Source organism: Litoreibacter sp. GN1-5 (assembly GCF_055693805.1).
Genome location: NZ_JBVFUP010000001.1, coordinates 2,850,830 through 2,864,481, shown reverse-complemented (window position 1 = coordinate 2,864,481; position 13,652 = coordinate 2,850,830). Strand labels below are relative to the sequence as shown.

Genomic DNA, 13,652 nt, shown 5'->3' with positions numbered 1-13,652 from the left:
TTGGAAAATCAGGACAATCGGTTCATGGAAAAGTCCTCTCTTACATCATGGGTAGATTGTGCAGCGCGGCTTGTCGCGGTCGCTGCAGGGCGCGAGGCCGCTGATCTGGTGATCCGGGATGGGGCTTGGGTCAATGTCCATACCCGCGAAGTGCTGCAAAATCACGATCTGGCGATTGCCGAGGGACGGTTTGCCTATTGCGGGCCGGATGCAGCCCATTGCATTGGCGACGAGACGCAGGTGATCAAGGCAGAAGGGCGCTACATGATCCCCGGCCTGTGTGACGGACATATGCATATCGAGTCGGGCATGCTGACACCGGCGGAATTTGCGGCGGCTGTAATCCCCCATGGGACGACCACCATGTTCACGGACCCGCATGAAATCGCCAATGTGCTGGGCCTGCGCGGTGTGCGATTGATGCATGATGAAGCTCTGTTGCAGCCCATTTCGATCTTTACCCAGATGCCAAGCTGCGCGCCAAGCGCGCCGGGGCTCGAGACGACAGGCTACGAAATAGGCCCCGATGACGTGGCCGAAGCCATGACCTGGCCGGGGATCATCGGCTTGGGTGAAATGATGAATTTCCCCGGCGTGGTGAATGGCAGCCAGCAGATGCTGGCGGAAATTGCCGCGACGCAAAAGGCGGGCAAGACTGTCGGGGGGCATTATGCCTCGCCTGATCTGGGGCCGGATTTTCATGCCTATGCAGCGGGCGGGCCTGCCGATGATCACGAGGGCACCTGCGAAGCAGATGCGATTGCGCGGGTGCGTCAAGGGATGCGCTCGATGATGCGGCTGGGGTCGGCATGGTATGATGTCGAAAGCCAGATCACGGCTGTGACCGAAAAGGGACTGGATCCGCGCGGGTTCATCCTGTGCACCGATGATTGCCATTCCGGCACGCTGGTGGGTGAGGGGCATATGAACCGGGTGGTGCGCCATGCCATTGCCTGCGGCTGTGATCCGGTGGTGGCGTTGCAGATGGCAACGCTGAATACTGCGACACATTTCGGGCTGGAACGCGAGCTTGGTTCAATCTCGCCGGGGCGGCGTGCGGATGTGATCCTGACCTCTGATCTGGTGAGTTTGCCGATAGAGCATGTCATTGCGCGCGGGGTTACGGTGGCACACGCGGGGCAAATCGCCGTGGACTGCCCCCATCTGGACTGGCCCGTAGATGCGCGCGAAACCGTGAAGCTGGGCCGTATGCTGAAGGCCACGGATTTTGAGATCAAGGCCCCTCCAGGGGCAGACAGCGTTACCGCAAAAGTCATCGGTGTGGTCGAAAATCAGGCCCCGACCAAGGCGCTGATCCGGAAAATTCCCATTGAACAGGGTCTTTTGAAGCCATCCGGCGCGGTTTGCCAGATTGCCTTGGTCGAACGGCATCGCGGAACGGGCTCTGTGGTTAATGGACTGGTCGAGGGCTTTGGGTATCAGGGGCGGATGGCCATGGCCTCGACCGTGGCCCATGACAGCCACCATATGATTGTCGTTGGCACCAACCGTGAAGACATGGCGCTGGCCGCAAACAGGCTGGGCGAGGTCGGTGGCGGGATCACTGTCTTCAAAGATGGCGTCGAATTGGCGTTGGTTGAACTGCCGATTGCCGGGTTGATGTCGGATGCACCCGCCGCACAGGTCGCCGCCAAAGCGGACCGTATGGTTGCAGCAATGGCAGAATGCGGCTGCACCCTGAACAACGCCTATATGCAGCATTCCCTGCTGGCTTTGGTCGTGATCCCTGAGTTGCGGATCTCAGACCTTGGACTGGTAGATGTCACGAAATTTGAAATTACTGACCTTTTTGAGGAAACCGGATGAACGCGTCTGACCCGAACCTGCCAATTGAAACACCTGATATCCCCGCGCCCAAGCGGTTTACAGACCCGGTCAAAGCGGTTGATCGGTTGTGCGAGGTGTATGAGATTGCAGCGCGGTATCTATGTGACAGGTTCGGATCAACGGTTAACGGGCCCATGCCCGCAAGCCGGTTTAGAGCCTATTATCCGGAAATTCGCATCACCACGACCACATTTGCCCAAGTAGACAGCCGCCTGAGCTTTGGCCATGTCGCGGGGCCGGGGCGATACGCAACCACGGTGACGCGGCCTGATCTGTTTCGCAACTACCTTGAGCAGCAACTGGCGCTTCTAATCGAAAATCACGGGGGCGGCGTGGAAATCGGGGCATCCCTGACGCCGATGCCGGTACATTTTGCAGTGGCCAATGATGCCAATATTACCGTGCCGCAGGAAGGTGTGATGCAATTCACCCTGCGCGATGTGTTCGACGTGCCTGATCTGGCGACGACGAATGATGACATCGTCAATGGTTATGTGCAGACGAATGAGGATGGCTCTGGCCCGCTGGCGGCGTTTACGGCGCAGCGGATCGATTATTCGCTGGCCCGGCTCAGCCATTACACGGCCACGGATGCGGAGCATTTTCAGAACCATGTGATGTTCACCAACTATCAATTCTATGTGGAAGAGTTTGAAAGCTACGCGCGGCAAGCTCTGAAAAACCCTAAGTCGGGGTATACCGCCTTTGTCAGCACCGGAAACCATATCCTGACCGATCCCGAGGGTCAGATCCCCGCGACGGCCAAGACACCGCAAATGCCAACCTACCATTTGAAACGGGCGGACGGATCAGGGATCACGCTGGTCAATATCGGCGTAGGACCGTCCAATGCCAAAACGGCGACAGATCATATCGCGGTGCTGCGCCCCCATGCCTGGCTGATGGTCGGGCATTGCGCAGGGCTGCGGAATTCGCAGAGCCTTGGGGATTTTGTGCTGGCCCACGCCTATCTGCGTGAAGACCACGTGTTGGATGATGACCTACCTGTCTGGGTGCCCATCCCTGCGCTGGCCGAGATACAGATCGCGCTGGAGCGTAGCGTAGCCGAAGTGACAAAACTGGAAGGTTATGAGCTGAAGCGCATCATGCGGACAGGTACGGTCGCCACTATTGATAACCGCAACTGGGAATTGCGTGATCAATCCGGTCCTGTGCAACGGCTGAGCCAAAGTCGGGCAATTGCCCTGGATATGGAAAGTGCGACGATTGCAGCCAACGGATTCCGGTTTCGGGTGCCTTATGGCACGCTGCTTTGTGTCAGCGACAAGCCACTCCATGGGGAATTGAAGCTGCCGGGCATGGCCTCGGACTTCTACAAAACCCAAGTATCGCGGCATCTTTTGATCGGAATTCGCGCGATGGAGCACCTGAGCGAGATGCCTTTGGAGCGGCTTCACTCTCGAAAATTGCGCAGTTTTGACGAAACTGCCTTCCTGTAGAGCCCGCTAACCCTACGTAAAGTCGGAAAAAGCCAAAAAAATAGGGGTTTTTTGACACTAATTGTTGTGTCGGCCCTCTATATTCAGTTAGACAGGCTCTATAACACCCCAAACTCGGGGATATACGAGGGAGACTGAAACCAATGGCATCAAAACCAATGACCAAAACTCAATTGGTCGCATCACTGGCCGAAGAAGCCGATCTTGACAAAAAAGCAGCAGGTGCCGCTTTGGAAGGTCTAATCGGAATTATCACACGCGAAGTATCCGGCGGTGGCGCGGTAACTTTGCCCGGCGTGGGCAAAATCTACTGCCGCGAACGCCCGGCACGCATGGTTCGCAACCCGGCTACGGGTGAGCAAATCCACAAGGATGCGGACAAAGTTGTTAAGATGACGATTGCCAAAGCGCTCAAAGACAGCGTTAACGGCTAAGCTTGCGTCTGACGCAGGGAACTTCAGGGTCGCCTTAGGGCGGCCCTTTTTCATGGGAACAAAGTTTCACAACATGGATATTCGCGCAATCTTAATGGGGCTGGCCTTTGCCTGCATGTGGTCAAGCGCCTTTACCTCGGCACGGATCATTGTTGCGGACGCCCCGCCCCTGACGGCTCTGGCCATACGGTTCCTGATTTCGGGTCTGCTGGGCGTGGTGATCGCGCGCGCCTTGGGGCAAACTTGGCGTCTTACATCCGGGCAGTGGCGGGCGATCATTATCTTCGGGCTATGTCAGAATGGCCTGTATCTGGGTCTGAATTTCGTGGCGATGCAATGGATCGAGGCATCTCTGGCAGCGATCATCGCCTCGACCATGCCATTGCTAGTGGCGCTGATCGGATGGGTTTTGTTCCGCGAAACGGTGCGGCCCTTGGGCATCGCAGGGTTAGCAGCGGGTCTTCTTGGCGTGGTCTTGATCATGGGAACACGCCTGTCAACCGGGGTTGATATATACGGGTTGGCGATGTTGGGTGTCGGCGTGCTGGCGCTGACATTTGCGACCCTGGCTGTGCGCGAAGCTTCGTCCGGTGGGAATTTACTGATGATCGTCGGGTTGCAAATGCTGATCGGCAGTGCCGCGCTTGCGGTCTTTGCAATCCCGCTTGAGACATTCGAGGTTCGGTGGAGCTGGCAGTTGATAGTCGCGTTCATCTACACGACGCTGGTGCCAGGACTGGGCGCGACATGGGTGTGGTTCGTTCTGGTCGGACGGATCGGCGCTGTGCGTGCATCGACCTTTCATTTTCTCAATCCGTTTCTGGGTGTGGCCATCGCAGCAGTGTTGCTGAACGAAAAACTGGGGGCAATGGATGTCATCGGAGTGTCGATCATTGCTGTTGGCATTCTGGCTGTGCAGGTGTCGAAACAAAGGGGCTAACCCGCCCGTGATCACCGAGTGTTTATGTGCAGGTGATCAGACCTTGCGCCATGGTATGCGCACCCATGTCAGAAAGGTCGCCTCATGCCCATAACTCGCCGCCTATTCACAACCGCGCTTGCCAGCGCTGCAATCCTACCCGCGCAGGGGTTCGCACAAAGCACTGACCCCCTTGCGTTACAACAGGCGCTGGTTGACGGATCACCGGACCAGTTTCTGGATGCACTTGGACAGATCGAGGCGCGGGGCAATCCGGATATGGCGGCGGGCCTGATACAGGCCTTGCGCTTTACGCGTGGTTCGAAAACACAGATCGTCGAGACACTGAAGGCGGTGACTGGCGCTGATGCGGGCAGCACGTGGTTTGATTGGATGCTGTGGCAGGAACAAAACCCGCAGATTGTGCCGCACTCGTCTTTCATTGAGTTCAAGCGGGGTCTGTTTCTACAGATTGACCCGAATTTTGATGTGTTCCTGAAACCCAAACATCTGCAGCGCGACCGGATGAAAATCCGACTGGAAGAGATCACATGGGGCGGCGTGCGCAAAGACGGTATACCGTCGCTGGACAACCCCACGCTGATCGCCGCTTCGGACGCGACTTATATGCGCGATGATGATCTGGTGTTTGGCGTGTCAATCAATGGCGATATCCGCGCTTACCCGCTGCGGATTATGGGCTGGCACGAGATGTTCAACGAGGTTATTGGCGGCGTTCCTGTTGCTCTGGCCTATTGCACGCTCTGCGGGTCCGGTATCCTGTTTGAAACCAAGCTTAAGGGGCGGGCAAAACCGCTAATTTTCGGCTCATCAGGATTTTTGTATCGGTCCAACAAGTTGATGTTTGACCGGGCGACACATTCCCTGTGGAACCAATTCACTGGCAAACCTGTGTCGGGCGATCTGGTCACAAGTGGGATCGAGTTAAAACAACGCCCGGTGGTGATCACCACATGGAAATCATGGCGCCAGTCTAACCCGCAAACGCGTATTTTGTCTTCGCAAACAGGACATCGCCGCGATTACGGGTCCGGTGTTGTCTATAATGACTATTTTGCCTCGTCAGAGCTGATGTTCCCGACAGTCGTAGATCAGCGGCAGCATCGCCAGAAAGACTATGTCTTTGGTGTGCGCTTGTTTGGGGGTGCAAAAGCATGGCCGTTGACAGCATTCCAACGCAAGAAAGTCATCAATGACGGTATTCTGGATACGCCACTGGTTCTGATTGGCGATGCAAAAACCCGCACCGTGCGCGCGTATGAGCGGGGCGACCGGCAGTTCAAACAGTCTGGTGGCAAGCTTGTCGCGGATAATGGCGAGGTCTGGCGTGTCACAGAAGATGCGCTGCAAGGCGCAGACGGGACAATCTTGCCACGTGTAGCTGGTCATATCGCCTATTGGTTCGCCTGGAATGGTTATTTGGGCGCTGAGAGCGAGCTTTATCGCGGGTAGTCTAGCCGATTTTTCCTTGGTTAGAGCCTATTTGCCCCCGGTGCAGCAGCAGATGATCCAAGATAACGCAAGCCATCATCGCCTCCCCCACGGGGACAGCGCGGATGCCGACACAGGGATCATGACGGCCTTTGGTGATGATTTCGGTCGCTTCGCCTGATTTGGTGATGGTCTTGCGTGGCGTCAGGATCGAGGAGGTCGGCTTGACCGCAAACCGGACCACGATGTCCTGTCCGGTCGAGATGCCACCCAGGATACCGCCTGCATGATTGGAGCTGTATTCAGGGCCATCAGGCCCCATGCTGATTTCATCAGCGTTTGCCTCACCCGTGAGCATGGCAGCTTGCATACCGGCGCCGATCTCGACCCCTTTGACGGCGTTGATGCTCATCATTGCGGCGGCCAGATCAGTGTCTAACTTGGCATATATCGGCGCGCCAAGACCTGCGGGTGCGCCTTGCGCAACCACCTCGATCATTGCCCCGACCGAGCTGCCCGATTTACGCAAACCGTCAAGATAATCTGCCCATGTTTTGGCTGCGACGGCGTCAGGCACCCAGAACGGATTCTGGTCGATCTGATCCATGTCACGTTTGTCGGTGCGGTGCTCGCCCATCTGCACCATGTAGCCGGTGATGCGCAGATTGGGGGCCAATGCCCTGATCGCTTCGCGCGCGATGCCACCGGCGGCCACCCGTGCGGCCGTTTCGCGGGCGCTGGAACGGCCACCGCCGCGATAATCGCGAATACCGTATTTCTGCCAATAGGTAATATCGGCATGGCCGGGGCGGAATTTCTGAGCGATGTCACCGTAATCCTTGGAACGCTGGTCGGTGTTCTCGATCATCAGCTGAATAGGCGTGCCAGTGGTGACACCCTCAAAAACACCAGACAGGATGCGAACCTCGTCCGCCTCGCGGCGTTGAGTGGTATATTTATTCTGCCCCGGTTTACGCTTATCGAGCCAGTGCTGGATCATCGATGCCTCAAGCGGCACACCGGGCGGGCAGCCATCCACGGTCGCCCCCAAGGCTGGCCCATGGCTTTCGCCCCAGGTGGTCACGCGGAAAAGATGGCCAAAGCTGTTGATCGACATGGATAGGCTCCTGTTTGGGATGGGTCTAACGGGGTGCCTTTACGCTCTCAAGGGGTTTCGACTTGCCGTACTTCGTTTTGGGGCATAGATACAACGTCACCTCGGGGGGCTACGTCAGTAGCTGAGATTGCGAAAGCTGACCCGTTGAACCTGAACCGGTTAAAACCGGCGGAGGGAAGGTTTGAGATGGTCTCATCCTTGATACTCCGTCCGGCGTTTTGGAGGATGAAGATGAAAAAGACCCTTCTAAGCGTAGGACTGATTGCATTTGCGGGCGCGGTTTCGGCCGAGACGCCGGTGCTGACGATCTACGCCCCTGACTACTTTACATCCGAGTGGGGTCCTGGCCCCAAGATTGAAGCCGCGTTTGAGCAAACCTGCGCGTGCGATGTGCAATATGTGGCGGGCGATCTGCTGCCGCGCCTGTTGCTGGAAGGCGAGCGGACCAAGGCGGATGTGGTGATCGGGCTGAACACGGACGTGACCAAGAAAGCCCGCGAAACGGGCCTGTTTGCGCCGCATGGGCAGGACACAAGCGATCTGACGATGCCGATAGAGTGGACGGATGATGTGTTTCTGCCGTTCAACTGGGGACATACGGCATTTGTCTATGACAATACCAAGCTGGAAAACCCGCCTCAGTCTTTCGAAGACTTGTTGAATGCACCCGATGATCTGAAGATCGTGGTTCAGGATCCAAGATCCTCGATCTCGGGGCTGGCACTGATGCTTTGGGTGAAGGCGGTTTATGGTGACAAGGCGGAAGATGCATTCGCGCGGTTGGCACCGAAAGTGCTGACAGTGACCAAAGGCTGGTCGGAAAGTTACGGCATGTTCACCGATGGCGAGGCGGATATGGTGCTGAGCTACACGACATCGCCCGCCTATCACATCATCGCAGAAGAGGATGACACCAAGTCAGCCGCGATATTCGAGGAAGGCCATTACTTCATGACGGAACTGGTGGGTAAAATCGCGGGCGCTGACGAACCGGAACTGGCTTCGGCCTTCATGGATTTCGTGCTGTCCGGGACATTCCAGGAAATGATCCCGACCGCAAACTGGTCGTTTCCCGCCAAGTTAGAGCCTGAAAAGCTGCCCGAGGGTTTCAAGAAGCTGGCTTTGCCGGAAAAAGCATTGTTCTATTCCGAAGATGAGGCAGCCGCTTTGCGGGATAAGACATTGGAAGAATGGCTCAGCGCCTTCAGTCAATAAGCGCAGTCACTGTCAGCGGGGCGCTTGTTATCGTCCTGCTGCTGACCCTGACCTTTGGAACACTGGGCGCGGTGGCGTTTCGCGCCGACAGTCTGTCCGGGTTAAGCACGCGGGACTGGGCTGCTGTCCGCTTTACCGTGGTTCAGGCATTTCTGTCGGCGCTTCTGAGCGTTATTCTGGCAATCCCCGTAGCGCGCGCGCTGGCACGGCGGCAGTTCTGGGGGCGCAGTGTGCTTGTCACATTGCTGGGTGCACCATTTATCCTGCCGGTGATCGTTGCGGTTCTGGGGCTTTTGTCCGTCTTCGGACGCAACGGATTGCTAAGCCAAGCCCTGGGGTTTGCAGGGCTAGAGCCTGTTTCGATTTATGGTGCCCATGGCGTGGTGCTGGCGCATGTGTTTTTCAACCTGCCGCTGGCAACACGTCTGATATTGCAAGGCTGGCTGGCCATCCCGGCGGAACGGTTTCGTCTGGCGGCGTCATTGGGGTTTGGTGCGCGCGATATCTTGCGTCATCTGGAATGGCCGATGTTGCTGGCGGTGGTGCCCGGTGCGTTCATGGTGATCTTTCTGATCTGTACGACCAGCTTTGCCGTGGCCCTTGCCCTGGGCGGCGGGCCGAAGGCCACGACGATTGAGTTGGCGATCTATCAGGCGTTTCGGTTTGATTTCAACCTGTCGAAAGCGGCCTTGCTGGCGCTTGCGCAATTTGGCTTATGTGCCATTGCTGCGGTGATATCGCTCTGGGTCAGTATCCCCGCCGGACAAGGCGCAGGGCTGGACCGGGTTGTCGCGCGGCGCGACGGGTCGCGAATATTGGATTTTACGGTGCTGCTGTTGGTAACGCTGTTCCTGATCACGCCGCTGGGCGTGATTGCCGTCAAGGGGCTTGGCAGCGTCCTAAGCTTACCCGCCAGCACCTATGGGGCGGCGGGCCGGTCGGTTTGCGTGGCTTTGGCCTCGGCTCTGTTAACCATCGCACTGACCTTGCCGCTGGCCTTGCTGGCGCAGCGCGTCTCGAAGCTGATTGAAGGCGTCGGGTATCTGTCTATCGCTGCATCGCCCTTGGTAATCGGGACAGGGTTGTTCATTCTGGTTTACCGTTGGGCGGACCCTGTGGTGCTGGCCTTGCCAATTACCATTCTGGTCAATGCCGCGATGAGCTTGCCTTTTGCCCTGCGCGCCATCGCCCCGGCCTTGGCCGAGGTCGAGCGCGATTATGGCAGGCTGTCCGATAGTCTGGGCCTGACAGGCATGGCGCGGATGCGGTTGGTTATCCTGCCCCGTTTGCGTCGCCCACTTGGGTTCGGTGCAGGTCTGGCGGCGGCCTTGTCCATGGGTGATCTTGGGGTCATTGCCTTATTCGCCGACCCTGACAGCGCGACGCTGCCACTGGCGATGTACCGGCTGATGACGGCCTACCGGATGGACGACGCCCATGGCGCAGCCTTGCTTTTGCTCTCACTAAGCCTTTTGTTGTTCTGGGTTTTTGACCGTGGAGGGCGCGTGAATGCTGACATTTGATGGTGTGCAGATCGTTCAGGGCGCGTTTCGCCTGAGCGCTAATCTGACTGTACCTGCCGGGGCGCGGGTGGCGGTGATCGGGCCTTCGGGTGCAGGTAAATCGACATTGCTCAGCGTCATCGCCGGGTTTTTAACCCCTGTAAGCGGTCGGGTGCTGATCAACGGAGCTGACGTGACCACCCTGCCCCCGGGTCAGCGGCCCGTATCAATGGTGTTTCAGGACAGCAATCTGTTTCCGCATCTAACCGTTGCGCAGAATGTGGGGTTAGGCATTCGCCCGAACCTGAAGCTAAGCACTGCGGAGCGTGAACAGGTGGAACAGGCCCTTGCCCGCGTTGGTCTGACGGGGTTTGAAGCCCGCAAACCCGGTGCTTTGTCGGGAGGACAGCAAAGCCGTGTAGCGCTGGCGCGGGTGCTGCTCAGGGATGCGCCGCTGGTGCTGTTGGATGAGCCCTTTGCAGCGCTTGGACCAGCGCTGAAGGTTGAGATGCTTAATCTGGTAGCTGATATCGCCGCTGAGCGGAATTTGACCCTGATGATGGTTACGCATGACCCGAAGGATGCACGACGCGTCGCGGGACACGCTGTTTTGGTTGCAAATGGGGTTGCGCATGCCCCGGTTGAGACTGAGACCTTGTTTACGAACCCACCAGAAGCATTGCGTGCCTATCTTGGGGATAGCGGGTAGGGCCGAAAAAATGACGCCGGTCCATATACCTGGGGGGCGAGGACCGGCGTCAACACTTGGGGTAGAACGAGAGGCCCCAAGTCGGGAGGCCCGCAAACAGTCACGATTTGCGGGTATTTGATGGCGTTCAATCAGGCCAAAGCGCATGTTTCCCGTGCAACGGGTCTTGGGTCAGAAAGGCTTTGCTTCAGCACAAGGGCTGCAAGAACCGGTGCCAATGCAAAAGGTATTCCGGCATCTACGATCTTTTGCAGAAATGCCCTTGGGTTGTCCTGAAACTCGGAAACGCAATTGCGCCAGTGTGTGATCATCTGATCAGCAGTCTGGGCAGAGATTGCCGAAACCCCGTGTTGCAACCCATCCACGGCATCGGCCTGCATCTGCATATCCGGGTTGCCGGCCAGTTGCGGATCGTCTGCCACAAGATCAAGACGGACACCGAGTTCATAAATCAGCATTGATGGATCGAATCTTATCAACGCGTCTGCGGTATCGCAGGCTTTTGAGATCTGTGCATTGTAATCAAGGCTTTGCGCACTTGTAATGCGGGCCAGCGCGATCTGGATGGCATGAAAAACGGCGGCGCAAGCGCTTGCGTTAAGATAGAGGTCGGAATGCCAGTCTTGTGGATCAACCCCGATCTGGGACAGGTCGACATAGGCAATTGGCGCGCGCAGGTCCTGCAATGTAGTAAGTTCTACCAAACGGGCATTCAGATCTTCTGTGGCTTTATCAGCGCTGAAAGACGCGCCCTTGCCGACCAGCAGAATTGTGGCATTCGGGCAAGCCGTCTGCACGAACAGGATGAAGCGTTCGCAGGTCGCAAGGCATATATCAATCTGTTCAGGACAACTGGGCAAGATCGGGCACCATGGCGAGACCAGAAGGACCGGTGCTGACTTCCCTTCAAGCGCCTGAACCACTTGTTTCGGATCGTTCAGCACATCCCCTCGGACATATATATAGCCCTGAGTATCAGCCAACTGCGTGATCATGCCCTCCAGAGTATCAGCGCACTGAATGCCCTCGGCCCAGGCACTTTCGAATTTCTGAGGAGGGTCAATGACCCAGACCGGGTGAGGTTGCAACGCCCATTGCAAGCGGGTCTTGAAATCCAGATGGGCCAGATAGGGCATGATCTGATGCTCCTCGCTATTGCGGTCATGAATGCGGCGGGACAGTTCTTTGCGGGTGATCGGTGCAATGGTCATTTTACTTCCCCAGTTTCATCAGATTTGTGGTAGAGTGATCCGGGCGGGGGCACATTTGAAACTCGTTACCCAGAGAAGAAATCCCCGCCCGAACCATGCCCGTTATGCGAAAGGTCGCGGTGCAAGCACGCAAGCCACCTCAAGCAAGTTGGGCATCCCGAACACCGCACGATCTGCGGAGGATGGATCGTTTGGTGTCAACGCGCCGGGCTCAGTCTCAGGCGCATTCTGTTGAGAACAATCGTCAGCATGGCAGGTCTTGGCGATGTTCTGATTTGCGTCGGGTACATTATCGCAAGGGAGGTTCGAACGACCCCGGCCAGACGTGCTCAGCACCTGACCGTGGATTGATTTACCAAGAGCTGTATCCGGCGCGATCTGCTGGCTATGTACGAGCTGATATGGCATTTCGGGTCTCCCTTGCGTCACTTGTTAAGAACAACATCGTTCGTTGACGCAGGGTCAGAAAACCCGATTGCCTGTGAGCCAATCGTTAAGGAAGTGTGAAAGTTGAGTTAAAATCATCAAAAATGATGAAATTTTTTGGTTTTTCCCCTTTTCAAACGCATTTTTGCACGCGGCTTCGGGGCAAAACAAAGCATGACTTGTGAGATGGCGACTCACCCATGCAGAAACACAACTATCGTGATCTGTGTGTGAAGGGTCAGCAAACGGGCGAAGTTGATCTGTGGTCAACTTGAACCGATGGTTACTGTTACGAACGATAACTGACCTAGGCTCCTTTGAACCATTCGTCACGATCTGTACAAACGGTGGCTTCACCGCTTTTCTCAAACTTGGGTCAGTTTGTGACGTGAGGGCCAAAGCTATCTGACGACCTACCCGTGCTGAAACACCCGGCTTGGGTGTAGCTCACCCGCTTTATAGCGTCCCACGGCTACAGCTTTGCCCTGATAAGAAGCCCAGGCTTCGTCGCCGTATTCGACATCTGATGCCATCACCATGCCGGGGTTGCCGTTTTTCATCTTCGCGGCGCCCTCTGCCGTGCAGGGCAGTTCGGGCAGGTCGAACAGACCGGCCTCAAGCGGGATCAGGTAACTGTCGAGCCCGTCTGTTTTTGCGTGTTCCTCGACCTGATCCAGTGTGACGGCATCGTCGAGCTCAAACGGGCCGGACCAGAGGCGGCGCAGGTTCTGGACATGGGCGTAGCATCCAAGCGCCTGCCCCAGATCACGGGCGACAGAGCGGACATATCCACCCTTGCCACAGACCATATCAAGTGTGGCATGGTCCGCATCGGGACGGGCTACAAGCGTGAGTTCATCCACATAAAGCGGACGGGCTGCGATTTCGACGTCTTCGCCATCGCGGGCCAGTTTGTAGGCGCGTTGCCCATCGATTTTCACAGCCGAGAATTTTGGCGGTACTTGCAGAATATCGCCCTGGAACTGCGGCAGGGCTGCGATGATCTGATCGTCCGTCGGGCGGGTATCGCTTGTTGCAATAACTTCGCCTTCCACATCATCAGTGTTGGTGGCTTGACCCAGCCGTATGGTGAAGCGGTAGGCTTTCAGAGCATCCGTGATATAGGGAACGGTCTTCGTGGCCTCGCCCAGTGCGATGGCCAGAATGCCTGTCGCCTCGGGGTCCAGCGTGCCGGCGTGGCCAGCCTTTTTAGCGTCCATAGCCCAGCGCACTTTGTTGACCACCGCGCTTGAGGTTATACTAGCCGGTTTGTCGATCACCAGCCAGCCCGAAATATCGCGGCCTTTACGTTTGCGTCCCATAGGGTTTTCCTTTGTCTCAGGCGGGCGCTATAGCGAC

Annotated in this window: 12 protein-coding genes and 1 riboswitch; of the genes, 8 read left to right on the top strand and 4 right to left on the bottom strand. The window is 56.9% G+C overall.

Annotation, left to right across the window (positions count from 1 at the left end; all coding sequences use genetic code 11):
- Positions 1–24: 24 nt before the first annotated feature.
- The 5 genes from ACZ1HF_RS14285 (at position 25) to ACZ1HF_RS14265 (ending at position 6,134) form a co-directional block, all read left to right on the top strand.
- Entirely contained in the window at positions 25–1,827 is a 1,803-nt protein-coding gene (locus tag ACZ1HF_RS14285) for an adenine deaminase (RefSeq protein WP_472658137.1), read from the top strand.
- Positions 1,824–3,308 carry an AMP nucleosidase gene (locus ACZ1HF_RS14280; RefSeq protein WP_472658136.1) on the top strand — a complete coding sequence of 495 codons (1,485 nt, stop codon included), beginning with the start codon at positions 1,824–1,826 and terminating at the stop codon, positions 3,306–3,308. Before ACZ1HF_RS14285 ends, ACZ1HF_RS14280 begins: the two co-directional genes overlap by 4 nt.
- A 143-nt stretch (positions 3,309–3,451) precedes the next feature.
- Positions 3,452–3,742, top strand: coding sequence for an HU family DNA-binding protein (locus ACZ1HF_RS14275; RefSeq protein ID WP_472658135.1), 291 nt, complete (start codon positions 3,452–3,454; stop codon positions 3,740–3,742).
- Between the two features lie 73 nt (positions 3,743–3,815).
- Positions 3,816–4,682, top strand: coding sequence for a DMT family transporter (locus ACZ1HF_RS14270; protein ID WP_472659055.1), 867 nt, complete (start codon positions 3,816–3,818; stop codon positions 4,680–4,682).
- An 84-nt stretch (positions 4,683–4,766) separates the two neighbouring features.
- A complete protein-coding gene (locus tag ACZ1HF_RS14265; RefSeq protein ID WP_472658134.1) occupies positions 4,767–6,134 on the top strand; it encodes a DUF3179 domain-containing protein in 1,368 nt (455 codons plus the stop codon).
- A 1-nt stretch (position 6,135) separates the two neighbouring features.
- Here the strand turns inward: ACZ1HF_RS14265 and aroC are convergent, their stop codons facing one another.
- The gene (aroC, locus tag ACZ1HF_RS14260) at positions 6,136–7,230 is read right to left on the bottom strand and encodes a chorismate synthase (protein ID WP_472658133.1); all 1,095 of its coding nucleotides are present in this window, start codon (positions 7,228–7,230) and stop codon (positions 6,136–6,138) included.
- 92 nt (positions 7,231–7,322) lie between these two features.
- A riboswitch (TPP riboswitch) is annotated at positions 7,323–7,424 on the top strand.
- Between the two features lie 37 nt (positions 7,425–7,461).
- Here aroC and thiB point away from each other — a divergent pair.
- Genes thiB through thiQ form a run of 3 tightly spaced genes read left to right on the top strand, consistent with a single transcriptional unit; the run spans position 7,462 to position 10,656 of the window.
- Positions 7,462–8,445, top strand: coding sequence for a thiamine ABC transporter substrate binding subunit (gene thiB / locus ACZ1HF_RS14255; protein ID WP_472658132.1), 984 nt, complete (start codon positions 7,462–7,464; stop codon positions 8,443–8,445).
- Positions 8,421–9,968, top strand: coding sequence for a thiamine/thiamine pyrophosphate ABC transporter permease ThiP (locus tag ACZ1HF_RS14250; protein ID WP_472658131.1), 1,548 nt, complete (start codon positions 8,421–8,423; stop codon positions 9,966–9,968). Before thiB ends, ACZ1HF_RS14250 begins: the two co-directional genes overlap by 25 nt.
- Entirely contained in the window at positions 9,955–10,656 is a 702-nt protein-coding gene (gene thiQ, locus ACZ1HF_RS14245) for a thiamine ABC transporter ATP-binding protein (protein ID WP_472658130.1), read from the top strand. Before ACZ1HF_RS14250 ends, thiQ begins: the two co-directional genes overlap by 14 nt.
- A gap of 131 nt (positions 10,657–10,787) precedes the next feature.
- Here the strand turns inward: thiQ and ACZ1HF_RS14240 are convergent, their stop codons facing one another.
- From ACZ1HF_RS14240 to truB, 3 genes are all read right to left on the bottom strand, one after another.
- The gene (locus ACZ1HF_RS14240; protein ID WP_472658129.1) at positions 10,788–11,867 is read right to left on the bottom strand and encodes a hypothetical protein; all 1,080 of its coding nucleotides are present in this window, start codon (positions 11,865–11,867) and stop codon (positions 10,788–10,790) included.
- 102 nt (positions 11,868–11,969) lie between these two features.
- A complete protein-coding gene (locus tag ACZ1HF_RS14235) occupies positions 11,970–12,275 on the bottom strand; it encodes a hypothetical protein (RefSeq protein ID WP_472658128.1) in 306 nt (101 codons plus the stop codon).
- Positions 12,276–12,706: 431 nt separating this feature from the next.
- Entirely contained in the window at positions 12,707–13,615 is a 909-nt protein-coding gene (gene truB / locus ACZ1HF_RS14230) for a tRNA pseudouridine(55) synthase TruB (protein WP_472658127.1), read from the bottom strand.
- Positions 13,616–13,652: the final 37 nt, after the last annotated feature.

What these genes read in the sequence shown, in the direction of transcription:
- ACZ1HF_RS14285 (WP_472658137.1), top strand. Translation starts at nt 25, where the DNA reads ATGGAAAAGTCCTCTCTTACATCATGGGTAGATTGTGCAGCGCGGCTT.
- ACZ1HF_RS14280 (WP_472658136.1), top strand. Translation starts at nt 1,824, where the DNA reads ATGAACGCGTCTGACCCGAACCTGCCAATTGAAACACCTGATATCCCC.
- ACZ1HF_RS14275 (WP_472658135.1), top strand. Translation starts at nt 3,452, where the DNA reads ATGGCATCAAAACCAATGACCAAAACTCAATTGGTCGCATCACTGGCC.
- ACZ1HF_RS14270 (WP_472659055.1), top strand. Translation starts at nt 3,816, where the DNA reads ATGGATATTCGCGCAATCTTAATGGGGCTGGCCTTTGCCTGCATGTGG.
- ACZ1HF_RS14265 (WP_472658134.1), top strand. Translation starts at nt 4,767, where the DNA reads ATGCCCATAACTCGCCGCCTATTCACAACCGCGCTTGCCAGCGCTGCA.
- aroC (WP_472658133.1), bottom strand. Translation starts at nt 7,230, where the DNA reads ATGTCGATCAACAGCTTTGGCCATCTTTTCCGCGTGACCACCTGGGGC.
- thiB (WP_472658132.1), top strand. Translation starts at nt 7,462, where the DNA reads ATGAAAAAGACCCTTCTAAGCGTAGGACTGATTGCATTTGCGGGCGCG.
- ACZ1HF_RS14250 (WP_472658131.1), top strand. Translation starts at nt 8,421, where the DNA reads ATGGCTCAGCGCCTTCAGTCAATAAGCGCAGTCACTGTCAGCGGGGCG.
- thiQ (WP_472658130.1), top strand. Translation starts at nt 9,955, where the DNA reads ATGCTGACATTTGATGGTGTGCAGATCGTTCAGGGCGCGTTTCGCCTG.
- ACZ1HF_RS14240 (WP_472658129.1), bottom strand. Translation starts at nt 11,867, where the DNA reads ATGACCATTGCACCGATCACCCGCAAAGAACTGTCCCGCCGCATTCAT.
- ACZ1HF_RS14235 (WP_472658128.1), bottom strand. Translation starts at nt 12,275, where the DNA reads ATGCCATATCAGCTCGTACATAGCCAGCAGATCGCGCCGGATACAGCT.
- truB (WP_472658127.1), bottom strand. Translation starts at nt 13,615, where the DNA reads ATGGGACGCAAACGTAAAGGCCGCGATATTTCGGGCTGGCTGGTGATC.